The organism is Mesorhizobium sp. (genome assembly GCF_965229135.1).
In the GTDB taxonomy this organism is placed as follows: domain Bacteria; phylum Pseudomonadota; class Alphaproteobacteria; order Rhizobiales; family Rhizobiaceae; genus Mesorhizobium.
In genome coordinates this window covers 5434184-5457340 of sequence record NZ_OZ245860.1, presented here as the reverse complement: position 1 = coordinate 5457340, position 23157 = coordinate 5434184, and the positions used below count along the sequence as shown (strand labels likewise).

Genomic DNA, 23157 nt, shown 5'->3' with positions numbered 1-23157 from the left:
CAACCGCACCGCTCATACCGGTTCCAGCATCCCGAACACCGAGACCAGGGCGACAACAGCCACGCCCAGCACGATTTCCGTGATCGTGACCAGCCGGATGGCGCGCATGCCCTCGTCGTGATGGTCGGCCAGTCGCGGCACGAAATGGTAGCGGTTGACGATGGCAAGGCCGGTCATGACAGCCACCAGCATGATCTTGGCGGCAAGCAGCGCCTGGTAGGGCGACGACCATTGCGTCGGCCAGCGGCCGAGCACCAGCATCGTGTTGACGACACCGGTAGCCAGCACGGCAGCCACGGCGAAATGCCCGGCGAATGAGAAGCTCCTCAGCGCCGTTCCCGCCTGCCGCCGGCTGTCCGATTCATCGAACGCCCTGAGCACCAGAAGCAACGGCGCCAGCGCGCCAACCCAGGCGCCGCCGGCCAGGATGTGGCAGGCATCGTTGAGGCGATGCGCGATACCTTCCCAGCCGCCCTGCATGACGGCATGTCCGGTCAGCGCGGCGGTCGCGGTCGCCAGCGCCGCGGCGAGCGCGACAGCGCCCATCCGCATCCGCGCCGGCGCGGCGAATGCCGCCAGCACAAGAAGCACCGCAAGCGCCCGCCCTTGCCAGGCATGGCCGACACTGGTTTCGAACAACACCGCCTGAAGCGTCGCCGGGTCGAAAGCGTCGGTCCAGCCTTCGCCGATCATCGCCGCCTCAAGCGGCAGCGCGGCGGCGATCGTCGCGACCGCTGTCGCGGCCGCGACGATCCACAGCCATCGCAGGCGCCGCCCTATGCCCGCCGCAAGCTCCAGGGGCACCAGCGTCCAAAGAAAGGCAAACGCTCCCCACAGGAGCATCACGGACGCAAAGTGCAGGAACCGGCAACCGGCCAGGGCGGCATCCGCCGTCACTTGGACTTTACAGTGAACGTGTAGCTGCCGTGGGTCTTGTGGCCGTCGCCCGAAAGCGCATGCCAGTCGACCTTGTAGGTGCCGTCAGCGAGCGTCCCCGAAACCGGCACCATCAGTTCGGTGTTGCTGTCCATCAGCATGCTTTCGCCCAGCTTCACCGCCTTCTTGTCGGGGCCGGTGACCTTCACCCCGCTGAACTTCAGATTGAGGTCTTCGGAGAAGGTAAGGTCGATCTCCGGCGGGGAAGCGGAGACGGAGCCATTGGCGGCCGGAACGGCCGTCTTCAGTTCCGCATGGGCGAAGGCCCCGCCGGTAACAGCGATGACGGCGACGATGGCGATGCTCGATGCAAAAGCGGTTCTGGACGTTGTTGTTCTGGACATGGGATTTCCTTTCAAGGTTTGCGCGGGCCGATCGCCTGCATTGGATGGTTACTTTCCGGGCCCGCCGGCCTGGCCGTGGCGCTGGGCTCCAGCGGGGATCGCTTGCCTGTCGCGCATGGCCACGCCGGACGCGGTCCGTGTGTGGGATTTCGGATGGTCTCCAGACGCAAGCGTCTGGTCTCCAGACGCAAGGCGTCTGGAGGGGGGGTCAGGCCGTCAGCGGGGGCGCGCGGGGATTGCCCGGCACATAGCCGCGCTCCGGGAAGACGATCGTTGGCCGGATGGGAGTGACGACCTGCAGGGACACAGCCAGCTTGAGCGGAAGCGATGGCGCATCCGGTGGCGGCATGAGGCTCGCCGACGACAGGCAGCATCCCGCCAGGCAGCATCCCGGCTGCCTGGAATGGCCGCTATTGTCCTGGCCCGACGAGGAATGGTCGGCGCCGTTGAGGCACAGCGGATTGCCGAAGGCGTCCAGTTGGAAAGCGTTGGCTTCCGGGTCAAAGGCGAGCGCGCCGGTCGTCAGCTGAAACATCAGGACGCAGGTCGCGGCGAACGCAACCCACCAATCCCATCGTTTCCGCCGTATCCTCATCGGTCGCTTGCCCTCGCAACTTGGTTGGAGCCTAGCACCTTAAAAGCGGTTGGAACATCGGCATTCGTGGGAACGCCGCGGGCACGGGCGCCAGATTGCCGCACGGCATCTCCGGCGGTTTCCTCCCGTGGCCGGCGCTGCTATCAATCCGCGATCGACTGTGGGGGATGCTCGTGAGATCACGACGCGCGAGGCTGGGGATTGCGCTTGTCGCAGCCTGTCTGCTCGTCCTGCAATCCGCGTTCGGCGCGTTTGCCCTTGGGGCCGGCCCTCGGCAGCTCGATGCCTTCGGCAATCCGCTTTGCATCGGCAGCGGCGACCATTCCGGCTCGGGCAAGACCGATCACGGCAGCCTTCCCAGCTGCACGCTTGGATGCCCGATGGTCGGGCAGACCCTCGGCGCCCCGCCGCAGGTCGCATGGCTTCCCGCCAGCCTGCCGCTCGGCGCCGGCACGGTCACGCATGTGCCGCCGGCCGCGGTGGTCTCAGCCGATGACCACAGGCCGGGCAATCCGCGCGCGCCTCCACGCCACGTCTGATCGCACGCCGCCCTGCCCGACACGGCACGGCCGGCGCCTGTTCGCCATCAGAAATCGTTCGCGGCCCTGACCGGCGCGAACCCATTGTCCGTGGAGTTTTGCCATGACATTTTCCGCTCGCGCCTTCGCGCGCTCATTCCCCCTTGGCTGGCCGGCATCCAGGTTGCGCAGCCCGGAGGAACGCATCGGCCTCGCCGTCTTCGCGCTGGCCTTGCTTTTCGCCATGACCCATTCCCTGTGGGCGCATGAATTCAAGGCCGGCGACATCGAGATCGTCCATCCTTGGTCGCGCGCCACGCCGGAGGGCGCCAAGGTCGCCGCCGGCTATCTCGTGCTGAAGAATCACGGCGGTTCACCCGACCGGCTTGTCTCAGCCACCGGCGAAGTGGCTGGCGTGACCCAGATCCATGAAATGGGCGTGGACGCCAACGGCGTCATGTCCATGAAGCAGCTCGCCGACGGGCTGGAGATCCCCGCCGGCGGCGAGGTCGCGCTCAAGCCCGGCTCGTTCCACATCATGTTCATGGACCTGAGGAAGCCGGCCAGGGAGGGACAGTCCTTCAAGGGAACCCTCACCTTCGAGAAGGCGGGCACGGTCGAGGTCGAGTATTCCGTCGATGCCATGGGAGGCGAGCATGCCGACCACGGAGGCTGAGATCCGCCCAGCAAGGCGTCTGGGCTCGATCATCGCGCTCGCCTGCCTGGCGCTGGTGCTGCTCGGCATCGCCGCGATGCTCGTCTGGCCGCGCGCCGTCCAGACCGCCGTTTCGCCGGTCGGCGGTCCCTTCACCTTGACCACGCAGGCAGGAGAAAAGCTCTCCGACACCGACCTGCGCGGCAAGCCGTTCGCGATCTTCTTCGGCTTCACCCGGTGCCCGGAAGTATGCCCGACCACGTTGTGGGAGACGACGCAGGCGCTGAAGAGCCTGGGACCCGACGCCGACAAGCTCAGGGTCCTGTTCGTCTCGGTGGACCCGACGCGGGACACGCCGGAGTTCATGGCGCGCTACCTGCAATCCTTCGATTCCCACATCACCGGATTGACGGGAACCGAGGCCGAGATCGCCGCCATCGGCAAGGCGTATCACGTCTACTACGAGAAGGTGCCTACCGGCGACGGCGACTACACCATGAACCACACCGCGCTGATCTTCCTCATGGACGCCAACGGCCAGTTCGCCGGCACGATCGCCTATGAGGAGGCCATGGATGCCCGGCTTGCCAAGCTTCGCAAGCTGATCGCCGGCAAGGAAGCCTCGTAAGACCCTGCCCGTTCGCAACCGGGCCGGACCGACCCTTCGCATTGTCATCATCCGTCAGCGTCGCCCTCGCCGGGGCGACTCCCATCATCCATTTCAATCCCGAGGGGGATAATCATGACTGCAATTTCGGCGGCATCGCACGATGCCCTGGCAAGCACCCGGCTCTACCGGGCAATCTGGCGCTGGCATTTCTACGCCGGCCTCATCACCGTCCCGTTCCTGATGGTCCTGGCCGTGACCGGCCTGATCATGGTCTACGGCAATTCGATCGAGACCTTCCTCGGGCAGAAGCACTATGTCGCGCCCGGCGGCGAACGCGCCACGCTTGAGCAACAGGCGCTCGCCGCGCGGGACGCCGTCCCCGGCGGCAAGGTGAAGCTGCTGGTCAGCCCGGCCAATCCGGACCGCGCCAGCGTCTTCATCGTCGACGCCAACGGCCAGGATGTCGTCGTCTCGGTCGACCCACACGGCCCGGCCGCCGTCGACACCATCGTCAAGGACCAGACATGGTTCTACTGGGCCAACAACATCCACGGCACGCTGCTTATCGGCAAGGTCGGCGACCGCCTGCAGGAGATCGCCGCCGGCCTCGGCATCGTGCTGGTGCTGAGCGGCCTCTATCTCTGGTGGCCGCGCACCGGTCGCTCCCTGTCGCGGGTGCTGTTGCCCAATCTCGCCGCCAGGGGGCGCCCCTTCTGGAAGGAACTGCATGTCTCGCTGGGCTTCTACATCTCCATCGTGCTCTTGTTCTTCTTCATCTCGGGAATGGCATGGACCGGCATCTGGGGCCGCGAGCTCGTCCAGGCCTGGAGCACCTTTCCGGCCGCCAAATGGGACAATGTCCCGCTCTCCGACAAGACCCATGCCAGCATGAACCACGGCGCCATGAAGGAAGTGCCCTGGGCGCTGGAACAGACGCCGCTGCCGGCTTCCGGTTCGAATGCCGGCGCGGCCGGCCTGCCGATGGGCACACCCGTCAACCTCGACACGGTGGCGGCGCTCGCCAGGTCGATCGGCTTCAGCGAACAGTTCCGCGTCAACGTCCCGCAGGGCGACGACGGCGTCTACACGGTCTCGGCTGATTCCATGGACGGCGACACGCACAACGCCACCGGCGACCGCACCGTTCATATCGACCGCTACACCGGCAAGATCCTGGCCGATGTCCGCTTCGCCGACTACGGGCTCGCCGGCAAGGCCATGGCGGTCGGCATCGCGCTGCACCAGGGCAATCTCGGCCTGTGGAACACGCTGCTCAACACGCTGTTCTGCCTCTGCGTGATCTTCATGGGCGTGTCGGGCATGGTCATGTGGTGGAAACGCCGGCCGGCCGGTACGCTGGGCGCGCCGCTCTATCCCAGGAACTATCGCGTTCCCGCGACGATCCTCGGCATCGCCATTGCCGTCTGCATCGTCTTTCCGCTGACCGGGCTCGGCATCGTCGCCTTCGCGGCCATCGACTTCCTGCTGCCCAGGCGACTCAAGGAAGCTGGCTTCCAGTCGTCATCGGCCTGAGCCTTGGCAGCGACTTGCAAGGACGGCGCGTGCGCCGTCCTTGATCCGCAAGGCGAGATGCCCGGTTCAATCCCAGGCCCGTGTGCCGCCCGTTCAATGATGCTCGAGCGGCGCTCGGCTGGAACTTGCTTGCGACTCCCCTGTCGGCGCGAGGCTGCCCTCGACGGCGCCGGAGATGACGCCGCGCAATTCGATTGGCCTTGCGTCCACGCCCGTGCGCGCCGCGATATAGTCCATCGCCTTGTCGCAGTACCAGTCGGCGAAGCGCTGGACATAGGATTCGTCGGGCAGGCTGTAGGGTCCCGGCACATAGCCGACCGAGTTCACGCCGCGCTGATTGACCTCCACCAGGTCCCGATCCTGGAGGTTGGTGACATTCCACAAGGCGGTGAGATGCTCGACGTCGTAGTCGACGCCCTCCACCGCGTCCTTGTGCACCAGCCATTTGCAGGTCACCACCGTCTCGCCCGCCGCGGTCGGCATGGCGCTGAAATACACCGTGGTGTCGGCGGTCGAATGGCAGAAACTGTGCGGCTCGATGGCCCAGCGCAGTGAGCCGATGTCGCCGGCGCCCTCGACCATCGGCTTCCCGCACGCAAGCGCGCCGTCGATGGTGAGCGAGGCATGCCCCTTGTTGAGCGGAAAGCGCTCGACCTGCCACCATGGCCCGAGGAACGGGCCCTTGCCGAGCCCGGCTTCCTCGACCCGGGCGGCGAAGGCCGCATAATGCGGATCCTCCGCGACCACGAAATGCCCGTCGACGCTGGCTCCGATGGGGAAGGTCAGGCACAGTTCGGGATGGCTGACGCCGCAATGGTAGCACTCGCGCGCATTCTCCATCACGAGCTTCCAGTTGCCGCGCTCGACCAGAGTGTTCTGGAAGGCGATCTTGGCGTCGTCCAGCCTGTGCGGGGCAAGCAGCGGCTCGAGATCGGCGCGGAAGCGCGCGAAGGAAGGCGGCGTCTCGGCGAGGCAGACGAAAAGCGCGCCCGCCACATTCTCGAGATGCACCGGCCGCAGCCCGTGCTCGGCCCGCTCGAAGGTTTCCGGCATGCGGGCATGGACCAGCCTGCCGTCGAGATCGTACACCCACTGGTGATAGGGGCAGGTCAGCCGCGCCCGTCCGCCCGCGCCCTCGGCGCAAACCTGCGCGCCGCGGTGGCGGCAGGAATTGTGGAAGGCACGGTAGACGCCATCTCCGTCGCGCGTGATCACCACGGGCGAGCCGCCGATGGAGACGGCGAGATAGCCGCGCGGCCGGGGGAGCTCGCAGGTGAACCCCGCCAGGATCCACGACTGGCCGAATATGGCGTCGAGATCGAACTTGAACGCCTCCGGACTGTTATAGAGGTCCCTCGGCAGCGTATGCCCGGGCAGGCGCTGGTTGACGAGGTCGCGGATTCTCTCCAGATCGAACATGGCTGTTTCCCTTTTGGGTCACCTTGGCACCCCGGCTGGAACTGTTCAAATTGCGTTTTTAGATAGCCCTATCGAATGCGGGCAAACGGCGGCAAGGCGGAGACGGACAATGAGCAACAAGGGAAGCAAGGGTTCGGCGCTTCCTTCCGCCGATGCCGCGGGCAGCCTGCCGGCCGACGACGCCACTGGCGATCCGAAAAGCGGCCGGGTCTGGTTGCCTCTGAACGCGCTGCGCGCCTTCGAGGCCGTTGGCGCCCGGCTGAGCTTCACCGGCGCGGCCGCGGCGCTGCACATCTCGCAAAGCGCGCTCAGCCGGCATGTGGGGCGGCTGGAGGAATATCTCGGCTGCAGGCTTTTGGAACGGCGCGCGCAGGGCATGTCGCTGACCGCGGCCGGCGCCGCCCTGCTGCCGGTGGTGACGGGCTCCTTCGACCGGATGGAGGAAACGCTGAAGATGCTGCGGCGCGAGCGCGGTTCCGGCGGCCGCATCCTCAAGGTTCACATGCCGCCGACCTTCCTGCATGTCGCGGGCCTGTCGCTGATCGGAGAGTTCCGCCGCGCCTTTCCCGATGTGCCGATCGACATATCGAGCAGCAATGGCATCGGACTGCCGGCAGGGCGCAGCGTCGACATCGCCGTCGTATTCGACCGTCCCCATGTCGGTGACGCGATTCGCGATCCGCTGTGGATGATCAACCAGACGCCGGCCTGCGCGCCCCAGATCGCCGCGCGGGCGCAGGGGCTCGGCCTCGCCGATTTCCTGCGCGCCAACGAACTGCTGCACGTCAAGCTGGAAGGCGAGCCATTCGACGTCTTCTGGTCGATCCACGCCCGCCATTGCGGCATCGATCTCGGCGCCACGCGCGGCCTTGCCTTTGAAACCGAGGCGCTTGCCGTGCAGCATGCCATCGCCGGCGGCGGGATCACGCTGGTCGATCCCGACATGTTCGCCGCCGAGCTTGCCGATGGCCGCCTTGTCGCCCCCTTCCCCAGGACGACCAGCCCCACCGGCTTCGGCTACTATCTGACCGTCCATCCCGACGACATGGTCGATCCCGCGGTCGCGCTGTTCCGCTCCTGGGTCGTGCGCCACTATGCGTCGGCGGATGCCGAGGACGACACGCCCGGCGATTGACCATCCCATCCGCCGGCACGCGGCCTCGCCCGGGCGCCTGGGAAACAATCCAGAAACAAGATTCAATATTCGAGAAAAACTGGCGAAAGAATCCAGTGGCATAACCCTATCCGTGGGCGCCGGAGATACCGGTTGCCGCGAAAGCAGACGGGGCGATGGCCGACAATGAAACGATCGTATGGATGGATGGGTGCTCTGCTTGGCATGTCGTTCGCCATGCTCGCGGTCGGACAGTCGAACGCGCAGGCGGCCATCACCCGGAGCGAACATTGCAACCGGCTCAGTCTTCAACTCGACGAGGCCATCGAAACCAAAGCCGACGCGACGCAGGCCGCGCAGGCAACGGCGCTTCAGCGGCGCGCGTCCCAGTTTTGTGCCGACCATAAGCAGGCACAAGGCATCCGGACCTTCGCCAACGCCCTGAAGCTTCTTGGAGTGACACCGGACGACCAAGGCCAGTGAATCTCCCGACCAGAAATCATCATTTGAAACAAGGAATGCTCACAGTGAACAAGTCCATCCTCTCCGCCCTCGGCCTGGCCCTCGCCCTCGCCTTCTCGATGCCGATCGTCGACGCCAACGCGCAGACGACCACCACGGCTCCGGCCACGACAACCACCGCGCCGGCCGCGACCACGACGACCACTCCGGCCGCCGCGACGCAGGCCCCCGCCAAGGCTCCGGCCCACAAGCGGATCCGCAAGCATCGCCGGCATCACGTGCGCAAGCATCACCGTCATCACCACCACAGGAAGCATCACGTCCGCAAGCATCACCACCGCAAGCACCACGTCCGCAAGGCAACCAAGGCCTGATCGGCGTACCTCCATCCGGGCATGATCCGCGCGAAAACCCGTTCCCGCTTTCACGGGATCATGCCCTGATCTTCTGACCTCCTCCCGCGAAAAAGCCGCCTTGCGAAAGCTAGCGCGGCTTTTTCGTTTATGGCGAAGATCGGCTCTGGCGAAGACCTGGGGGAGCGGCCTCTACTTTTCGCCCAGATACTGGAAGACGGCCTGCTTCCACCAATCGCTTTCGACGGTCTGCAGCAAGGCGACGTCGAGGGGCTTGCGCAACGGGCTGCCGAGCGGCACCGCCATGGCATATTGCTGCTGGTCGAAGGTCGCGTCGAGAACCTGCAGATTGCTGGCATAGTTCTGCCGCACCAGCCAGCCCAGCAGCGGCTTGTCGTGCACCAGCGCATCGATCTTGCCGGCGCGCAGCGCATCGAGCCCCTCCTGCACGGAAGCAAAGCCCTGATGGCGTATATGCGTCGAATCCAGATAGGCCTCGGTCGAGGAGTTCTCGACATTGCCGACCCGGACCATGCCGAGGTCGCTTTCGCCTTGCACCAGCCCTTCCATCTGCGTCACCGTCAGCACCGAGGTGACGCCGGCCGTAAACACGGCAATGGCGATGATCGATCCCATCATCCACAGCGCCGCCAGCACGCGGCCAGGCACGGTGCGCGGGCCGAAATCGCCGGTACTGGCCTGCGTGGCGGCAACGGTCGACCACCACATGCTGGAGAACAGGCCCTTGGCGGCGCCGCCGCCGAAATCTTCATTGTGGCGGCGCTCGAACAGCCAGATCAGCACGCCGACGGCGACCGAAATCACGATCAGCGCCAGCACCGCCTGCAGGAAGCCGAAGGAGGTCAGCGCATTGATCACCGGCCGCCAGGACGGCTGGTTGGCGAGCGGCGTGGCGATGCCCAGCCCCGTGCTGAAAAAGGGCTGCGTGAAGTCAACAGCCTTTTCACGGTCGGCGGTGACGGTGATCGCGGCGGTGGCGACATCGAACTTGCCGCTGGCGACGCCATCGATCTGCGCCTGCACCGTCGGCACCTCGACATAGTGGAAGCGCAAATTGAGCCGGCCGGCGATCTTCTGCCAGAGATCGATGCTGAGCCCCGACCAGCTTCCGTCCTGCAGCTTGAAGGCGAAGGGCGGCGCTACCTTGATCCCGACCGCCACATCCTTCGATGCAAGATCCGGAGCAGGCTGCGACTGGGCAAGCGTGGCGCTGCCTGCCCAAAAGCCGGCGAAGGCGGCGACAATCAGCGCCATCGTCCATGAAGCCACACTCTTCACCGCTGCCGATCTCCCGGTCTCCGCGCTGCCGCGTCGTCGCGGCGCGGCGCGGCGCGAAAGGTAGCCAGCGCAACACCTTTCGTCCACCTGCGATGTCGGCACCGGAACGCACCGCGCGTCCTTGCATTGACGAAACAACGCAATCCGCCAAATGGAGGTCCTCCAATGCCGATCCAGACCATCTTCGCCCATGTCAGCTGTTCCGACATCGACGCCAGCACGCCATGGTATGAAAAGCTGTTCGGCAGGCCGCCGCTGCGCAAGCCGATGCCCGGTCTCGCCGAATGGCAATTCAGCGACAGCGCCGAGGTGCAATTGTTCCAGGACCGGGAGAAAGCCGGCACCAGCACGCTGACGCTGGGTGTGCTGCCGCTGGCGCCGGAGCGCACGCGGCTGCTTGCGGCGGGGCTTGAGCCCGGTCCGATCGAGGAAGCCGACGATTTCTACATCATGCGCATGCGTGACCCCGACGGGAACCTCATCGTGTTCGCGAGCGCGGAGCGGGAATGAACGTCAAGACTGGCGTTCGGACACCCCCGTCTGACCGGCCGGGCATCTTCACCTCAAGGGCGGAGACCGGCTGTCGCCGACCACCAGCGTGGAATCTCAGCCAAGCAGTGCCAGTCCACCGTTACGGCCGACGTCCCTCTCGATTTCAACGACAAGGCTGTCGAGAGCCGGATTTCTTGACTTGCGTGCCCGCCGTACAACGTAAGCCAAGGATGGCGGCGCAGGCAAACGGTCGGTCATTATCTGCATCCCGCCATCGATATGGCGGTCGCTCAGCAACGCCACCCCCATCGCGGCGTTCACGGCGGACACGATTCCAGCGGCGCTTGAGCACTCGAATACGGTTTCGAGAATAGAATCGACCTGGCCGATGTCGAGCGCCCACTGTCGATAGAAACATTCGTCATCGAACGACAAGAACGGTATCGGTTCATCCTGCCGGATCATCAACTCGGGATGCTTCACCCAGTGAAGGTCCTCTCTGTAAAGAACCACGTCGTTCGGCCGCACCTCGTGGCTAAAGACCTGGACGATCGCGGCATCAAGTTCTCCGCGCTCGAGCATGGCGCGGAGGACCAGGCTCATGCGTACCTTGGTTCGGACCGCGACGTTTGGGTGAAGCCGCCTGAAGCGGCCAAGGATGCGAGCGAGATCCGTACACGCGGTGTCTTCGGTGAGCCCGAGCAGAAGTCTTCCGGCGAGCGGCGTTTTGGACAGACTCAACAGCGCCTCGTCGTGCAGCCCAAGAATGCGGCCGGCATAGTCCAGCAGGTCTTCGCCGGCTGCCGTGAACATGGGTCCGCCCGATTTCCTGCCAAGCAGCTCGCAATCGAGGCTGACTTCGAGCCGTTTGATCTTATGGCTGACGGCGGATTGCGACAGACGAAGCGCGACGGCTGCCCTGGTGATGCCGCCATGTTGACGGATCGCGCACAGCGCGCGCAAGGCGTCGATTTCGAGTCGGCGGCTGTTCAGCTCGTTCATGGTCGTATCCAGCAGGGTTTCCACCCAATGAGCCTAACACGAACCATGGCGGTCATGACCGGAATTTCAAAAAAGTCATGTCTCCATCGATATTTGTCATGTGCGCCGATGGCGATCACACATTACCGGTGGGAACCCGTATTCCTCGCGGCAGAGTCCAGATTGACCGACACCTCTCTCAGTTCCGTTTCCGCCGGCCGGCATCCCCTGTTGTGGCCATTACTCGCCACGCTCCTCATCATCGGATGGAGTTCAGGGTTCGTCGGCATCAGGTACGCCAACCAGGAGGCGAGCGTGATGCTCGTGCTCTTCTGGCGGACTTTGCTGTCAGGACTGATCCTCCTGCCCTTCGCGCTTGCAATCGGACCCCGCATATCGATGCGTGCGGTCGCGGATCAGGCGCTGTTCGGCGTCATGTCGGTTTTCCTTTATCTGGGAGGCTTCGCGCTTGCCATCGAGCAAAAGGTACCGACCGGGCTGGTTGCACTGATCGCCGACCTTCTTCCGCTCGCCATCGCCGCGCTTTCACAGCCTGTCCTCGGTGAACGGCTGACGGCACGGCAATGGCTGGGCACCGCGATTGCAGTCGTCGGCGTGTTGATCGTGTCCTTCGACAGCCTCGGTTTCGGCACGGCTCCTGCCTGGGCTTACGGCCTGACCGTAGGTTCGATGCTGGTGTTCGCCGTCGCCTCGGTTCTGCACAGGCGACGCAAGACCCGGCATATGCCGGTCCACCAAAGCCTTTGCATCCAGACGCTGACGGGTTCGCTTCTCTTCGGCCTGTGCGCATTGACGCAGGGCAGCCTTGCTCCACCGATGACCCGCGACTTTGCAATCGGGATGGTCTGGCTGGTGCTGATCGCAACGTTCCTGGCCTATGCGGTCTACTACACCAGTCTGCGGTTGTTCCCCGTTGCCAAGGTCAGCGCCGCCATCTACCTCAGCCCACCCGTTACAATGCTGTGGGCATGGGCGTTGTTCTCTGAACCCCTGACCTTCGCGATGTTCGCCGGGCTGGCGGTGACATTGGTTGGTGTATGGATGACCTCGCGGGGCTGACCAGCGGGCAATCGGCTACTTCCGATCGCAAGTACGCCGATCGCTAGCACATCGGTCATGATGCGCCCGCTATTGCAGATGCGGCTTTCGCAGGAAACTCGCCCGATCGGCCGACTTCACGCGCAGCCAGGTTTCGCGCCCGCCGCGCACCACGCGCATCGGAATCTCGGCGCCCGCCGGGCCGCTTTGCCAAAGCTTGCGATAGAAATCGGCGAGGCCGTCGACTTCGCCGTCGCGCACATCCGATATGACGTCGCCCTGGCGCAGGCCGGCCTTGGCGGCGGGGCCGCCTTCGGTGACGCTCATCACCACCACCTTGCCGTCGCTTTCGGCCGAAAGCGCGCCGAGCCATGGGCGCGGCGGCCTGGACACCTGGCCGCGCGTCAGGAGATCGTCGAGGATCGGTGTCAGGAGATTGATCGGCACCACCATGTTGATGTCGGCGACCTCGCCATTGCGGCTCATCTGCAGGCGCAGCGAGCCGATGCCGAGCAGACTGCCGTCCTCGCCGAACAGCGCGGCACCGCCCCATGACGGATGCGCCGGCGCGATGAAGATCGCCTCGTCCAGAAGATACTCCCAATAGCCGGCGAATTCCTGCTTGGTGACGATGTGGGCCTGCACGGACTGACCGATGCCGTCCGTCAGCACCACCGCGTCGCCGACCTTGGCCTTGGCCGCGTCGCCCAGGTCCACCGCCGGCAGGCCGAGCGGCGCCAGCGCCTGCACCAGGCCGAACCCTGACTCCTGGTCGTAGGCCAGCGCGTGAGCCGGCACGACGCGCCCGGTGTGGTCGGTCAGCCAGACTTCCTCGGCCTCGGTGATGAGATAGCCGATCGTCAGCACCAGCCCGTTGTCGCGGATCACGACGCCGCTGCCTTCCCGGCGCGTGCCCAGCGCACTGGCCGTGAAGGCGTCATCGGGAACGGTGGCGCGCACGGCAACGACGGAGCGCGAATGAGGGGGGAGGGTCATGCTCTTATCCTGGGCGGGCTTTGCTATCATGTCTTATAGGTATGACGCGCAAGCCGAGGCGCAAGGGGTTGTGGGAAGGCCAATCGTTGATGCCGGCGCCGCCCCTCATCGCCCTGCCGGGCACTTCTCCCCGTATAGTGACGGGGAGAAGGGGCTGGCCGCAATGCCGGCACTTTGTTTGCAACGCTGGAGATTGGCGAAATCATTCGTACAGCGTCTTTCTCCCCGTTCTACGGGTAGAAATGTCCGGCAGGACAATGAGGGGCGGCGCGTACATTGACAATAGTTCAACGCAAGTTGAACTTCCCTCTTTGCAGCCCGCCCTATCTTCCCTACCTGTAGCGGGCTCCGCCCACCCAAACACGAGGCCTTCCGAGATGACCGAATACACGCCCCCGAAAGTCTGGACCTGGAAACAGGGCAATGGCGGCACCTTCGCCAACATCAACCGGCCGATCGCCGGTCCCACGCATGAAAAGGAACTGCCGGTCGGCAAGCATCCGTTGCAGCTTTACTCGCTGGCGACGCCCAATGGCGTGAAGGTGACGATCATGCTGGAAGAGCTGCTGGCGCTGGGACACAAGGGCGCCGAATATGACGCATGGCTGATCAAGATCGGCGATGGCGACCAGTTCGGCAGCGGCTTCGTCGAGGTCAATCCGAACTCCAAGATCCCCGCCTTGATGGACCGAAGCGGCAAGGAACCGATCCGCGTCTTCGAATCCGGCTCGATCCTGGTCTATCTGGCCGAGAAGTTCGGCGAATTCCTGCCGGCCGAGCAGCCGGCGCGGGCCGAGGCGCTGTCCTGGCTGTTCTGGCAGATGGGCTCGGCGCCCTATCTCGGCGGCGGCTTCGGCCATTTCTACGCCTATGCGCCGGAGAAGTTCGAATACGCCATCGACCGCTTCTCGATGGAGGTGAAGCGTCAGATGGACGTGCTCGACCGCCGGCTGGCCGACAATGAATATCTGGGCGGCGGCGACTACAGCATTGCCGACATGGCTGTCTGGCCCTGGTATGGTGGGCTGGCGCTCGGCCGCATGTACAATGATTCAGCCGAGTTCCTGTCCGTGCACGAGTACAAGCACGTGCAGCGCTGGGCCAAGGCGATCGACGAACGGCCGGCGGTGAAGCGCGGCCGCATGGTCAACCGCGCCTTCGGTGAACCGTCCCTGCAGTTGCATGAGCGCCACGACGCCAGCGATTTCGACACCAAGACGCAGGACAAGCTGGCGGCCGCGGCCGAGTAGCCCGGACCGGCGCAGTGCGCCACCCGTGCCCCCTGACGCAGCGCACGCGGCGATAAGGGCCCTTCCCATCCAAAAGGGGAAAGCCCGCCACCTCACGGTGACGGGCCCGGTTCCTCGACAGGCCTTGTTCGGCCAGGCGCTTAGGCGACTGGCCGCTGTAACAACCGTGATGTCGGCGAAACGTTCCCTTCCCGCCACCGGCGGCCTCACTCAAACGTGACCCGCCAAAAATATAAGAAAGCTCTAAAGAAACGTTGTTCGGTGATACTGTTGTTGGCTGCCCCCGTTAGGGGGCGAAAACAGGGAAGAGGTAATCATGAACATCAAGACTGTATGCTTTGGAGTACTGGCCGCGTCAGTAATCGCCGGTTCTGCATTTGCCGGCATCCTCGATGAGCCGAAGATGATGGCCCCCTTCTTCACCGACAAGGCAATGACGACCATGAAGTCGGATGCCGAGATGAAGAAGGTTTGGGACAAGGAGTCCAAGCGGCACAAGACCGCCATGATGAAGGAATGCAACGACGCGGCAATGAGCAAGCCACACGCTCAGTTCTGCGAGAAGATACACGCGCTGGGCGGCGGCAAGGCGTAATTCTCTCCGCGATTACAAGAATGGCGGGTCGATTGGCCCGCCATTCGTTTGTGTCAGGGGCGTTCGACCGCCGAAATCCACATCCGGTCGATATCGGCCAGCGGCCGCTCGTCGATCTCGTCGAGATGGTTCCAGTACATGCCGTCCTCGTAGAAATAGCCGAGCTCCTGCTCCGCCCTCTCCGCCTGCTCGGCCCGGTCGAGCCGGATGCCGGCGATGATATGCGATTTCATCCTGGCGATCCGTTCCTGTGACAGGCCCGTCAGTTCATCGAAGCCCAGCCTGGGAAAGGTCAGCCGGCTGCGCGGCAGGTCCGACAGGTTGACGCAGAGGCAGTCGCGCTTCAGCGCCTGGACCAGCAGACGGTTCGACTTCGCCTCGAGATTGCGCAGCGTGACGTCGTCGCGCAGCGGATCGGGGTGGCCGATGCCGTAGAAATGCGTCTTGTCGGGCCTGTCGTAGATCATGTCGCAGCCCAGGAACGCCAGCACATCCAGCCTCTGGCTGTGGATGGTCCAATAGGCCGCCGTCAGCGCCATGGTGGCGCCGGCATAGACGAAGCCGCCAAAGGCGTTCTGCGCCGGCACATAGTGCGGGGCGCTGAAGATCTGCGCCTGCCGCAGCCTTGCATCCCCCGGTAGCCGGTCCGCCGGGAAATCGCCGGCATGCACCAGAAAATCCCAGTCTGGCCGCACGCGCCAGGCATTGTTGATCGCCACGATCCGGCTGAACGCGGCCTTCGGCCACGCCTCGCAGCGCACCACATCGGGCGCGCTGCCGAGCAGCAGGATGATGCGTGGTGGCGGGGCGCTTGGCATCCTATGTCTCGCGGCCACGGCTGACCTGCCCGGCCGGCTTTAGCCTGTCACGTCCCGCCGGATGGCTCAAGAGGCGAATGAATAGCGCAACGGCGGAATTGGCGGTTCGGGCGTCGGCGCCTATTTCAGCAGCGCCGCGAGCCTCGGAATCCCCTCGCTCACCGCGCGATGGTCGGCCAGCGTGAAGGACAGGCGCAGCGTGTTGCGGCCGGTGCCGTCGGCGTAAAAAGCGTTGCCGGGCACGAAGGCGACGCGCGATTCCTTGACCGATCGGGCCAGAAGCTCGGTGGCATCGATGCCTTCCGGCAGCGTCACCCAGACGAACATGCCGCCTTCCGGGCGGCTCCAGGTCACGCCATGCGGCATATGCGCCTCGAGCGCGCCGAGCAGCGCGTCGCGGCGCGCGCCATAGGCGCCGATCAGCTTCTCGACCTGGCCGTCGAAGACGTTTTCGGCGGCGCGGTGCATGACCATCTGGTTGATCGACGGGCTGTGCAAATCGGACGCCTGCTTCATCAGCACCAGCTTTTCGATGACGGCGCGCGGCGCGCAGATCCAGCCGACGCGCATGCCCGGCGACAATATCTTGGAGAACGAGCCGCAATAGATGGTGCGCGCCTTGTCGATGCCGCCGGAGCGGGCGCAGTCCAGCGCCAGGATCGGCGGCACGGCCTCGCCGTCATAGCGCAGCGCGCGATAGGCGGCGTCCTCGATGACGGCGATGTCGAGTTCGCCGGCAAGGTCGAGCACCGCCTCGCGCTGCTGGCGGCTCAGCGTCTCGCCGGTCGGGTTGGCGAAATCCGGCACCAGATAGGCGAATTTCGGCCGCCCGCCATTGGCCGCCGCCGCCGCGCGGTAGGCCGCCGGCGTCATGTTGCCGCCATCGGGCGTCAGCCGGTCGTAGCGCGGCTCGTAGGCGTTGAAGGCCTGCAGCGCGCCAAGATAGGTCGGCCATGTCACCAGCGCGGTGTCGCCCGGCGACAGGAAAAGCTTGCCCAGATAGTCCAGCCCCTGTTGCGAGCCGGAAGTGATGAGGATGTTGCCCTCGTCGCAGGGTACGCCGAGCTTGCCCATCAGGCCGACCAGCCAGCGCCGCAGCGGCAGGTAGCCTTCGCTGACCTGGTATTGCAGCGCCGCGCCCGCCTCCGCTCCAGCGAGCACCGAGGCATAGGCCTCGGCGATCGCCGCCGACGGAAACAGCGAAGGGTCTGGAATGCCGCCGGCGAACGAGATGATGTCGGGCTGGTCGAGCAGCTTCAGCAGCTCGCGGATTTCCGACGCCTTCATGCGCGACGAGCGCGACGCCAACAGGTCCATCAAAGTCAACACGACCTCCCAGTCGATCCAATGCATGCCGCCCAAAGCGAGCTTCGGGATGACGGCATGTAGCAAACAAAACCAAAGCGCGTCAGCCGTTCAGGCGCAACGCGCTTTAGGTCAATCTCACTGACCTATTATCACCGGTCGGCGCCCGCTGGAATAGCCAGAAGGTCGATATGCGTCGCGCCAGCTAACGGCAACCACGATGGAACACGCGGCGGCGCGTTCTCGCGCGATGAGGCGGTCCGGCCCGCTCGGCGCCCGCGCGGCCAGATCGCGCCGCCGGTGATCGCGCGGGGCGAGACCGAAGAGGCCATGCTTCCCCGCATGCGGCAGGCCTACGTCCGATCGCCTTGCGCCGCCGAGGTTTCGCCCCTGACGGCCGACCTGATGATGTGGACACGCAATCGCTTGGCCGGCGCGCCTTCCGGGCCGGGCTGCGTCGATTGTTCTGGCTGGCAGGCCGGGAACAGTCGGCGATGGCGGCTACGCCAGCCATCCCGGACGAAGCCGGATTGACGACATGTCTGTAGTGTTTTTCCCCACTGACGAGGAAATTCGTTGCGCGCCAATTCAGGCGGAGGCAACATAAGCCCGCACTGAAATAACCCGTGAAAAGGGGGGGCAGCGGCCAAGGGGACGGCCAGTGAGGGGACAGGAAAATGACGCTCAAGGTCATCGGGGCCGGCTTGGGCCGCACCGGTACGTGGTCGACCTTCGCCGCGCTGAACAGGCTCGGCTTTCCCTGCTACCACATGCAGGAAGTGATCATGATCAAGGCCAACAAGGGCCATCTCGATTTCTGGCGCAAGGTGGCCAACAGCCCGCCTGGCAGCCAGCAGGACTGGGAGCAGGTTTTCGCCAACTATACCGCCACGGTCGACAATCCCGGTTGCTGCGTTTGGAAGGAATTGCTCGCCGCCTACCCCGACGCCAAGGTGCTGCTCACCCTCCATCCGCGCGGCCCCGCGGCCTGGTATGACAGCACCGTCGACACGATCTATTTCACCAGGAATGTCTGGCAGTTCAAGATTCTGGAATGGCTGACCCCGCTCGGCTGGCAGTTCGGCGACATGGCCAACAAGCTGATGTGGGGCCGCACGCTGAACGGCGTGATGGACGACCGCGAAAAGGCGATCTCGCGCTATAGCGCCTATATCGAGGAGGTGCGGGCGGCGGTGCCGCCGGACCGGCTGCTGGTTTTCAAGGTGACCGACGGCTGGGCCCCGCTCTGCCGCTTCCTGGGTGTGGCCGAACCCGACGAGCCCTTCCCCAACATCAATGACCGCGCGACCTTCAAGAAGATCATCGCCGAGATCATCAACGGCTCCTACATCATGCTGGGCCTGTCGGTGGCGGCCATTTTGCTGGCGCTCGCCGCCCTGCTGTTGTCGCTGGGATAAGGCAGCCGCATTGGTAGGGCGATGACGGCGAGGGATGCCTCTTAGCCCCCTGAAACGAAAAACCCGCCACCTTGCGGGTGGCGGGTCATTCTTGTCCGGACCGTCAGCCCACCTTGGATGGCGACGGAGCGGCGGTGACCCGCGACAGCTTTTCGCGGCGCACCAGCACCGGCTTCTCGTAGACTTTCTTCATTCCTGACTCCCCAATTGGATGCGGCCGGAAACTCGCGTCCAGCCCGCCTGATGTCAACCCTTCGCGCCAGGCTGTCTTTAGGTCCAGCAATGCATGGCAAACGAGCCATGCTGAAGCCGTACGGCCCGACGCGACGCCTCGGCGCTCCATGACGTTTAAGGGCTTGGGAAGAAACCCGGCTGCCGCGGCAGCGGGTCGGTCAGAACGATCAGGCCTGCTGCGACGGTAGCGGCTGGGCCGTGACGCTCGAGAGCTTTTCGCGGCGCACCAGCACCGGCTTCTCATAGATTTTCTTCATGCCATCTCCTGTGATAAATAGGTTGCAGGCTCTCGCCCGGCTTGTTCGCATGTCAACCTGTCGCATGCATTTAATAGCCGGATAACGGACAGTTCCCCGCCCGGTGATGCAGGAAGGGCCCACAAGAGCCTTGAAAAAGCCCGCCGCCTTGCGGCTGGCGGGCTGGCTAGTAACCTCAAACCGGACCGATATTGCCGCTTTGCGGTCCGGCCGCGGTGACCTTTGACAGTTTTTCACGGCGCACCAGCACCGGCTTCTCGTAGGTTTTCTTCATCCCCGACTCCCCAAGTTGGATACGGGCGGATAACACGCGCCAAGGTTGCTCACTGTCAACCCTTCGCCAAGCGCGACCGCGGGAACACCGCCGGAAATCGATTGTTCCAGCCCGTCGATGCCGGGGCCACATAAACCCCGTCCACATAAACGAAGCCCCACCGGACGGGGAGGCCGGTGGGGCTGTACTTGGGGCTTAGGATCGCGAGGGGGGGCGATCCAGCTATAAAACGTCCCCACGGCGCGAAGGTTCCATCAGCCTTGGATATTGCGTTTGCGCGCATGATCCCACGCATTTGATTCGAAGCCGAACACGCCTCGCGCCAAGGCCGCGAACCACCCGCCCAGAGGAAAAACCAGCGCCCCTTTTGCAACGGGCCGGGCGATGCAACCACTTTGCGGAAGTGACGTTATGCCCACGATTTGCAAACCGGTTCTCAACAGCAGAAAGTGACCTTGCGATGGCTCCGCGACCCTCGATGACCAGGCATCCCCTGACGATGATGCTGGTGTTTCTCGTCCTCGTCGCGCCCTTTGCGGGCCTTGCCTGGCGCACGCGCGAGTGGCTCGGCTGGTGAGCCCAGCGCAATGCGCGCCCTGCCCTCGCTGACCCTGCGCTTCATCGATGCCCGCTCCATGGTGGTGTCGTCGCTGGCCGACGCGCGCCGGGCTCTCGAAGGCCGCTGGTGCAACAAGGAGGCCAGAAGCTACAAGACCGCCGCGCGCCTGCTGGCCGCGGCCGAAAGCGGCGCGTGCCGGCCCGCCGTCGCCTGGTCCGCCTTCGAGCGCGCGGCGCGCGAACAGGGCCTGCTCAGGGCCACGGAGCGCCCCGGCGGCCTGCGTGCGCTGGACAAGCTCGCCGCCTCGCTGTTCGCCCCACGTCCCCAGGCGTGATCCGCCTTTCGATCGACAGGCCGGAACCATGGCGCTTCAGCCGACTTTCGCTTGCAGCCGTTTAGACTCACTCGACATTCGAACTGCGATGGCACCGGCAAAAATTGGTGCCCGAGCAAGGCTATAGAGCGGCGAACGGATTCAATTTCGCAAACCCCGCGACTCCTGCAGTCGCCACATAGGGAGACCAGAATGGCACCGCGCGGACAACCACCCATCCACACAGAAAACCCCTTCGAGGAGCAGGACGTCGAAAGCCAGGACGTCGACGGCCCGACGATCGGCCAACAGGATTGGGACGCCATCAAGGGCGCAGAGATCCTGCCCGACGGCATGCCGGAAAACGACGACCGCTTCGACACGGAGAAGGATGGCGACCTGCCGGAAGAAGACGACGACAACCCGTATCAGGACAGCGATGACGCGCTGCCCGACGACGAGGAGGAAGCAGCGATCACGCGCCACCCCACCCGCGAGGGCCGCTTCGACGAGATCTGATCAGGCCGGCGGTCCGGAGCGCGTCGAGCCGGGCTACCGCCTACTCCGCCGAGCCATTGTCGGTGAAGGGCGAGGCGCTGGGAACGCACTGCAGCGACCAGCCCGCCGGCGCCGGCTGCTTCTGATATTCGGTGATCGCGGCGGTGCATTGTTCGCGCTTGTCGAACGTGCTGGGCAGCACAACCATGCCCCCTTGCGGACCGGCGATGACCAGATACCAGACTAATGCTGCTGTTGTAGCCATGGGATTCTCGTTTCTGCCCGGTTCGGGCGATTGCGGATCAGGGTTTCAGGACGGTTATAGACGCTGGCCGCGTGGCGAAACGATGATCGCCGGATATTTTTACCAAAACCCGACGGAGTGGGCCGATGAGGTCGCTTCAGGAGCAGACCAGGGTTATGTCCGCGATACGATAGGGCGGGAACAACGACGCTGGAGCCCGCAATGGAGTACGCAGTTCGAGCCGCCCGCGAAAGCGATGCCGAAGGCATGAGCGCGGTCATCTTGCGGGCGCTGCGCCAAACCAATGCCAGGGACTACCCGGCGGACATCATCCAGCGCGTGGAACTGAGTTTCAGCCCATCCGCCGTGCGCAAGCTCATCGGCAGGCGCAAGGTGTTCGTCGCCGAGATCGCCGGCCGCATCGCCGGAACCGCCAGTCTCGATGGCGGCGTCGTCAGGACCGTGTTCGTGGATCCCGACCTTCAGGGGCGAGGTATCGGCAGGCGGCTGATGGACGAGATCGAACATGCCGCGCGCGAGGCCGGCATCACCACGCTGGCGGTCCCCTCGTCCGTTACGGCGGAAGCCTTCTACGCCAGGCTGGGATTCACCGCTATACGCGACAGCTATCATGGCGAGGAACGCACCATCATCATGGAGCGCGTGCTGCCATAGGCAAGCTGCCATGGCTAATAAGCGGCTGGCACGCACCTCTCCTTGGTGCACCAAGTCGGCGCGCCGTCTCGACTTCGCCCTATACATACATTCAAAGGCTCTAATCTATACAAATCCGTATAGTCCATGAGTTTCGCGAATGTGTAATGTCTAGGCAATGTTCGGGGGATAGCAACCGCGGCGTTTGGCCTTGAGACCATCATCCGCACTGCGGAAGGGTGTCCGAAGACTGCTTTCATCGTCCGGCTGATGGGAAACGGCGAGGCGCGTGGGCGGCTTGCCTTTGCGCTGGAAAGACATGTGGTACGGATTTTGAGCATCGATACCAGCAAGAGGCCGGATAGGTCCGGCTGGCTGCGGGAAGCGGGCGGCGTCGCCGCGCAGCTTGGCGGCCTCTGCGCCCGCATGGGCGCGAAGCGGTCGGCGGTCTTCCTTGGCCGGTTCGCCTGCAAGCCGGCAAATTTCTTCAAATGGTTCAGCTTCGTGTCCAGCTTCGGGCGGCAGTACCGGCTGGGCGGCCCGATCGACGAGCTGCTGCGCAAGAAGACCTACAAGTTCTTCGCGCTTAGGGTGCCGGACGGCCGCGGCTTCGAGCTGGTTGCCGATCATTTCACGCTTGCCGCGGCGACCTTGCCGCGCGAGCGGCTGGAGGCGGCCTGGCTTGGACGTCCGATGCACATCGGCGTGGTGGCCGGAAAGCGCGATGCCTATGCGCTGAGCATGCACCTTGCCGTCATGTCCGCGGCCGCCCATGAGGGCGTCTTCACGATCAGGCTCACCCGGCAGAGCGACCGCCTTGAACTGGTCAAGCTGAGCTTCATTCTCTACAGGCTGCGCGGCGGCGGCTACACGGTCGCCATAGGCGGCATCCAGGGCAACAGGCGGCAGGGCGCCAAGCGCGGCGTGATCGACGCCACGCGCGACATGGGCGGGCTGAGGCCGAAGGACGCGGCCCTGCTGGTGATGGAGGGCATAGCGCTGGGCGGCGGCGCCGATTATTTGCTCGGCGTGTCGAATGCCCGTCACACGATCAACTACCGCGTCTCAAAGAACCGCATGCGCAAGCATGCCGACATGGACGAATACTGGCTCGACCGGGGCGGCGAGGTCGGCGGCGAATTCGGCTTCATCATCCCCGCCAGGAACGCGCTGACCGCGCCGGCTTCAACCCGCCGCGATCTCCACAAGCGTGAGTTCCTGGACATCGGCAGGAGCCTGTTTTCGCCGCAACCCCTGCCGGCCGCACCAGGCCTGGCCGTGGCATCCGGCAGTCCCTACTGGTGCGAGGGCCAGGCCTGATGCGGCGTGCGCGCTTCGCCGGTTCAGCCAAGCCTTCCGGCGCGGCCATTTT

At 64.7% G+C, this 23157-nt stretch carries 28 protein-coding genes; 16 read left to right on the top strand and 12 right to left on the bottom strand.

The features are described from left to right. Nucleotides 1–12 precede the first annotated feature (12 nt). The 3 genes from copD to ACO07C_RS26270 form a co-directional block, all read right to left on the bottom strand. A complete protein-coding gene (gene copD / locus ACO07C_RS26280) occupies nucleotides 13–897 on the bottom strand; it encodes a copper homeostasis membrane protein CopD (protein WP_421917083.1) in 885 nt (294 codons plus the stop codon). Next, on the bottom strand, nucleotides 894–1280 hold the full coding sequence (gene copC, locus ACO07C_RS26275) for a copper homeostasis periplasmic binding protein CopC (RefSeq protein WP_421917082.1): 387 nt from the start codon (nucleotides 1278–1280) through the stop codon (nucleotides 894–896). The genes copD and copC overlap by 4 nt, the downstream gene beginning before the upstream one ends. A 208-nt stretch (nucleotides 1281–1488) precedes the next feature. Further along, the gene (locus tag ACO07C_RS26270) at nucleotides 1489–1815 is read right to left on the bottom strand and encodes a DUF2946 family protein (RefSeq protein ID WP_421917081.1); all 327 of its coding nucleotides are present in this window, start codon (nucleotides 1813–1815) and stop codon (nucleotides 1489–1491) included. Between the two features lie 233 nt (nucleotides 1816–2048). Here ACO07C_RS26270 and ACO07C_RS26265 point away from each other — a divergent pair, with 233 nt between their 5' ends. The 4 genes from ACO07C_RS26265 (at nucleotide 2049) to ACO07C_RS26250 (ending at nucleotide 5191) form a co-directional block, all read left to right on the top strand. Continuing rightward, nucleotides 2049–2414, top strand: a complete 366-nt coding sequence (locus ACO07C_RS26265) for a hypothetical protein (RefSeq protein WP_421917080.1) — start codon at nucleotides 2049–2051, stop codon at nucleotides 2412–2414. A gap of 103 nt (nucleotides 2415–2517) precedes the next feature. Continuing rightward, complete coding sequence (locus ACO07C_RS26260; protein WP_421917079.1) at nucleotides 2518–3069, top strand: copper chaperone PCu(A)C; 552 nt, start codon at nucleotides 2518–2520, stop codon at nucleotides 3067–3069. Beyond that, complete coding sequence (locus tag ACO07C_RS26255) at nucleotides 3050–3676, top strand: SCO family protein (protein ID WP_421917078.1); 627 nt, start codon at nucleotides 3050–3052, stop codon at nucleotides 3674–3676. The genes ACO07C_RS26260 and ACO07C_RS26255 overlap by 20 nt, the downstream gene beginning before the upstream one ends. A gap of 114 nt (nucleotides 3677–3790) precedes the next feature. Continuing rightward, nucleotides 3791–5191, top strand: a complete 1401-nt coding sequence (locus tag ACO07C_RS26250) for a PepSY-associated TM helix domain-containing protein (RefSeq protein ID WP_421917077.1) — start codon at nucleotides 3791–3793, stop codon at nucleotides 5189–5191. 93 nt (nucleotides 5192–5284) lie between these two features. On the opposite strand, the gene ACO07C_RS26245 is transcribed toward ACO07C_RS26250, so the two are convergent. Next, nucleotides 5285–6610, bottom strand: coding sequence for an aromatic ring-hydroxylating oxygenase subunit alpha (locus ACO07C_RS26245; RefSeq protein ID WP_421917076.1), 1326 nt, complete (start codon nucleotides 6608–6610; stop codon nucleotides 5285–5287). Nucleotides 6611–6719: 109 nt separating this feature from the next. Between ACO07C_RS26245 and ACO07C_RS26240 the strand changes: the two genes are divergently transcribed. From ACO07C_RS26240 to ACO07C_RS26230, 3 genes are all read left to right on the top strand, one after another. After that, nucleotides 6720–7745, top strand: a complete 1026-nt coding sequence (locus tag ACO07C_RS26240; protein ID WP_421917075.1) for a LysR family transcriptional regulator — start codon at nucleotides 6720–6722, stop codon at nucleotides 7743–7745. A 186-nt stretch (nucleotides 7746–7931) separates the two neighbouring features. Then, nucleotides 7932–8207: a hypothetical protein gene (locus tag ACO07C_RS26235; RefSeq protein ID WP_421917074.1), complete on the top strand. Its 276-nt coding sequence runs from the start codon at nucleotides 7932–7934 to the stop codon at nucleotides 8205–8207. A gap of 44 nt (nucleotides 8208–8251) precedes the next feature. Continuing rightward, nucleotides 8252–8560: a hypothetical protein gene (locus tag ACO07C_RS26230; RefSeq protein ID WP_421917073.1), complete on the top strand. Its 309-nt coding sequence runs from the start codon at nucleotides 8252–8254 to the stop codon at nucleotides 8558–8560. 171 nt (nucleotides 8561–8731) lie between these two features. On the opposite strand, the gene ACO07C_RS26225 is transcribed toward ACO07C_RS26230, so the two are convergent. After that, a complete protein-coding gene (locus tag ACO07C_RS26225) occupies nucleotides 8732–9838 on the bottom strand; it encodes a transporter substrate-binding domain-containing protein (protein WP_421917072.1) in 1107 nt (368 codons plus the stop codon). 165 nt (nucleotides 9839–10003) lie between these two features. Here ACO07C_RS26225 and ACO07C_RS26220 point away from each other — a divergent pair, with 165 nt between their 5' ends. Then, a complete protein-coding gene (locus tag ACO07C_RS26220) occupies nucleotides 10004–10348 on the top strand; it encodes a VOC family protein (RefSeq protein ID WP_421917071.1) in 345 nt (114 codons plus the stop codon). A gap of 96 nt (nucleotides 10349–10444) precedes the next feature. On the opposite strand, the gene ACO07C_RS26215 is transcribed toward ACO07C_RS26220, so the two are convergent. Beyond that, nucleotides 10445–11332 carry a LysR family transcriptional regulator gene (locus ACO07C_RS26215; protein WP_421917070.1) on the bottom strand — a complete coding sequence of 296 codons (888 nt, stop codon included), beginning with the start codon at nucleotides 11330–11332 and terminating at the stop codon, nucleotides 10445–10447. Between the two features lie 45 nt (nucleotides 11333–11377). Here ACO07C_RS26215 and ACO07C_RS26210 point away from each other — a divergent pair, with 45 nt between their 5' ends. Beyond that, nucleotides 11378–12391: a DMT family transporter gene (locus tag ACO07C_RS26210; RefSeq protein WP_421917069.1), complete on the top strand. Its 1014-nt coding sequence runs from the start codon at nucleotides 11378–11380 to the stop codon at nucleotides 12389–12391. A gap of 69 nt (nucleotides 12392–12460) precedes the next feature. Here ACO07C_RS26210 and ACO07C_RS26205 read toward each other — a convergent pair whose 3' ends face one another. After that, complete coding sequence (locus ACO07C_RS26205) at nucleotides 12461–13366, bottom strand: S1C family serine protease (protein WP_421917068.1); 906 nt, start codon at nucleotides 13364–13366, stop codon at nucleotides 12461–12463. Between the two features lie 377 nt (nucleotides 13367–13743). Here ACO07C_RS26205 and yghU point away from each other — a divergent pair, with 377 nt between their 5' ends. After that, a complete protein-coding gene (gene yghU, locus ACO07C_RS26200) occupies nucleotides 13744–14616 on the top strand; it encodes a glutathione-dependent disulfide-bond oxidoreductase (RefSeq protein WP_421917066.1) in 873 nt (290 codons plus the stop codon). Between the two features lie 316 nt (nucleotides 14617–14932). Next, nucleotides 14933–15211: a hypothetical protein gene (locus ACO07C_RS26195; RefSeq protein ID WP_421917065.1), complete on the top strand. Its 279-nt coding sequence runs from the start codon at nucleotides 14933–14935 to the stop codon at nucleotides 15209–15211. A gap of 53 nt (nucleotides 15212–15264) precedes the next feature. Here ACO07C_RS26195 and ACO07C_RS26190 read toward each other — a convergent pair whose 3' ends face one another. Both ACO07C_RS26190 and ACO07C_RS26185 read right to left on the bottom strand, forming a co-directional pair. Next, complete coding sequence (locus tag ACO07C_RS26190; protein WP_421917064.1) at nucleotides 15265–16029, bottom strand: hypothetical protein; 765 nt, start codon at nucleotides 16027–16029, stop codon at nucleotides 15265–15267. Between the two features lie 120 nt (nucleotides 16030–16149). After that, on the bottom strand, nucleotides 16150–17346 hold the full coding sequence (locus ACO07C_RS26185; protein WP_421917610.1) for a PLP-dependent aminotransferase family protein: 1197 nt from the start codon (nucleotides 17344–17346) through the stop codon (nucleotides 16150–16152). Nucleotides 17347–18011: 665 nt separating this feature from the next. On the opposite strand from ACO07C_RS26185, the gene ACO07C_RS26180 reads away from it, so the two are divergent. Beyond that, nucleotides 18012–18752, top strand: coding sequence for a sulfotransferase family protein (locus ACO07C_RS26180; RefSeq protein WP_421917063.1), 741 nt, complete (start codon nucleotides 18012–18014; stop codon nucleotides 18750–18752). A gap of 103 nt (nucleotides 18753–18855) precedes the next feature. Here the strand turns inward: ACO07C_RS26180 and ACO07C_RS26175 are convergent, their stop codons facing one another. Both ACO07C_RS26175 and ACO07C_RS26170 read right to left on the bottom strand, forming a co-directional pair. Continuing rightward, nucleotides 18856–18945, bottom strand: a complete 90-nt coding sequence (locus ACO07C_RS26175) for a putative RiPP precursor (RefSeq protein ID WP_421917062.1) — start codon at nucleotides 18943–18945, stop codon at nucleotides 18856–18858. Nucleotides 18946–19418: 473 nt separating this feature from the next. Next, nucleotides 19419–19517 carry a putative RiPP precursor gene (locus ACO07C_RS26170; RefSeq protein ID WP_421917061.1) on the bottom strand — a complete coding sequence of 33 codons (99 nt, stop codon included), beginning with the start codon at nucleotides 19515–19517 and terminating at the stop codon, nucleotides 19419–19421. A gap of 587 nt (nucleotides 19518–20104) precedes the next feature. Between ACO07C_RS26170 and ACO07C_RS26165 the strand changes: the two genes are divergently transcribed. Together ACO07C_RS26165 and ACO07C_RS26160 are read left to right on the top strand one after the other, a co-directional pair. Continuing rightward, nucleotides 20105–20410, top strand: coding sequence for a DUF982 domain-containing protein (locus ACO07C_RS26165; RefSeq protein WP_421917060.1), 306 nt, complete (start codon nucleotides 20105–20107; stop codon nucleotides 20408–20410). Between the two features lie 192 nt (nucleotides 20411–20602). Further along, nucleotides 20603–20908, top strand: a complete 306-nt coding sequence (locus ACO07C_RS26160) for a hypothetical protein (RefSeq protein WP_421917059.1) — start codon at nucleotides 20603–20605, stop codon at nucleotides 20906–20908. A 40-nt stretch (nucleotides 20909–20948) separates the two neighbouring features. Here the strand turns inward: ACO07C_RS26160 and ACO07C_RS26155 are convergent, their stop codons facing one another. Further along, on the bottom strand, nucleotides 20949–21152 hold the full coding sequence (locus ACO07C_RS26155) for a hypothetical protein (RefSeq protein WP_421917058.1): 204 nt from the start codon (nucleotides 21150–21152) through the stop codon (nucleotides 20949–20951). Between the two features lie 201 nt (nucleotides 21153–21353). Between ACO07C_RS26155 and ACO07C_RS26150 the strand changes: the two genes are divergently transcribed. Together ACO07C_RS26150 and ACO07C_RS26145 are read left to right on the top strand one after the other, a co-directional pair. Beyond that, complete coding sequence (locus ACO07C_RS26150) at nucleotides 21354–21806, top strand: GNAT family N-acetyltransferase (protein ID WP_421917057.1); 453 nt, start codon at nucleotides 21354–21356, stop codon at nucleotides 21804–21806. 300 nt (nucleotides 21807–22106) lie between these two features. Beyond that, nucleotides 22107–23105, top strand: coding sequence for a DUF535 family protein (locus ACO07C_RS26145; protein ID WP_421917056.1), 999 nt, complete (start codon nucleotides 22107–22109; stop codon nucleotides 23103–23105). Nucleotides 23106–23157 lie beyond the last annotated feature (52 nt).

Excerpts from the sequence above, each read along its gene's own strand:
- ACO07C_RS26180 (WP_421917063.1), top strand. The coding sequence starts at position 18,012 with ATGACGCTCAAGGTCATCGGGGCCGGCTTGGGCCGCACCGGTACGTGG.
- ACO07C_RS26235 (WP_421917074.1), top strand. The coding sequence starts at position 7,932 with ATGGGTGCTCTGCTTGGCATGTCGTTCGCCATGCTCGCGGTCGGACAG.
- ACO07C_RS26260 (WP_421917079.1), top strand. The coding sequence starts at position 2,518 with ATGACATTTTCCGCTCGCGCCTTCGCGCGCTCATTCCCCCTTGGCTGG.
- ACO07C_RS26220 (WP_421917071.1), top strand. The coding sequence starts at position 10,004 with ATGCCGATCCAGACCATCTTCGCCCATGTCAGCTGTTCCGACATCGAC.
- ACO07C_RS26255 (WP_421917078.1), top strand. The coding sequence starts at position 3,050 with ATGCCGACCACGGAGGCTGAGATCCGCCCAGCAAGGCGTCTGGGCTCG.
- ACO07C_RS26210 (WP_421917069.1), top strand. The coding sequence starts at position 11,378 with ATGGCGGTCATGACCGGAATTTCAAAAAAGTCATGTCTCCATCGATAT.
- ACO07C_RS26170 (WP_421917061.1), bottom strand. The coding sequence starts at position 19,517 with ATGAAGAAAACCTACGAGAAGCCGGTGCTGGTGCGCCGTGAAAAACTG.
- ACO07C_RS26245 (WP_421917076.1), bottom strand. The coding sequence starts at position 6,610 with ATGTTCGATCTGGAGAGAATCCGCGACCTCGTCAACCAGCGCCTGCCC.
- copC (WP_421917082.1), bottom strand. The coding sequence starts at position 1,280 with ATGTCCAGAACAACAACGTCCAGAACCGCTTTTGCATCGAGCATCGCC.
- ACO07C_RS26215 (WP_421917070.1), bottom strand. The coding sequence starts at position 11,332 with ATGAACGAGCTGAACAGCCGCCGACTCGAAATCGACGCCTTGCGCGCG.
- ACO07C_RS26190 (WP_421917064.1), bottom strand. The coding sequence starts at position 16,029 with ATGCCAAGCGCCCCGCCACCACGCATCATCCTGCTGCTCGGCAGCGCG.
- ACO07C_RS26185 (WP_421917610.1), bottom strand. The coding sequence starts at position 17,346 with ATGGACCTGTTGGCGTCGCGCTCGTCGCGCATGAAGGCGTCGGAAATC.
- ACO07C_RS26150 (WP_421917057.1), top strand. The coding sequence starts at position 21,354 with ATGGAGTACGCAGTTCGAGCCGCCCGCGAAAGCGATGCCGAAGGCATG.
- yghU (WP_421917066.1), top strand. The coding sequence starts at position 13,744 with ATGACCGAATACACGCCCCCGAAAGTCTGGACCTGGAAACAGGGCAAT.
- ACO07C_RS26165 (WP_421917060.1), top strand. The coding sequence starts at position 20,105 with ATGCGCGCCCTGCCCTCGCTGACCCTGCGCTTCATCGATGCCCGCTCC.
- ACO07C_RS26195 (WP_421917065.1), top strand. The coding sequence starts at position 14,933 with ATGAACATCAAGACTGTATGCTTTGGAGTACTGGCCGCGTCAGTAATC.
- ACO07C_RS26155 (WP_421917058.1), bottom strand. The coding sequence starts at position 21,152 with ATGGCTACAACAGCAGCATTAGTCTGGTATCTGGTCATCGCCGGTCCG.
- ACO07C_RS26175 (WP_421917062.1), bottom strand. The coding sequence starts at position 18,945 with ATGAAGAAAGTCTACGAGAAGCCGGTGCTGGTGCGCCGCGAAAAGCTG.
- ACO07C_RS26160 (WP_421917059.1), top strand. The coding sequence starts at position 20,603 with ATGGCACCGCGCGGACAACCACCCATCCACACAGAAAACCCCTTCGAG.
- ACO07C_RS26250 (WP_421917077.1), top strand. The coding sequence starts at position 3,791 with ATGACTGCAATTTCGGCGGCATCGCACGATGCCCTGGCAAGCACCCGG.
- ACO07C_RS26270 (WP_421917081.1), bottom strand. The coding sequence starts at position 1,815 with ATGTTTCAGCTGACGACCGGCGCGCTCGCCTTTGACCCGGAAGCCAAC.
- ACO07C_RS26205 (WP_421917068.1), bottom strand. The coding sequence starts at position 13,366 with ATGACCCTCCCCCCTCATTCGCGCTCCGTCGTTGCCGTGCGCGCCACC.
- ACO07C_RS26240 (WP_421917075.1), top strand. The coding sequence starts at position 6,720 with ATGAGCAACAAGGGAAGCAAGGGTTCGGCGCTTCCTTCCGCCGATGCC.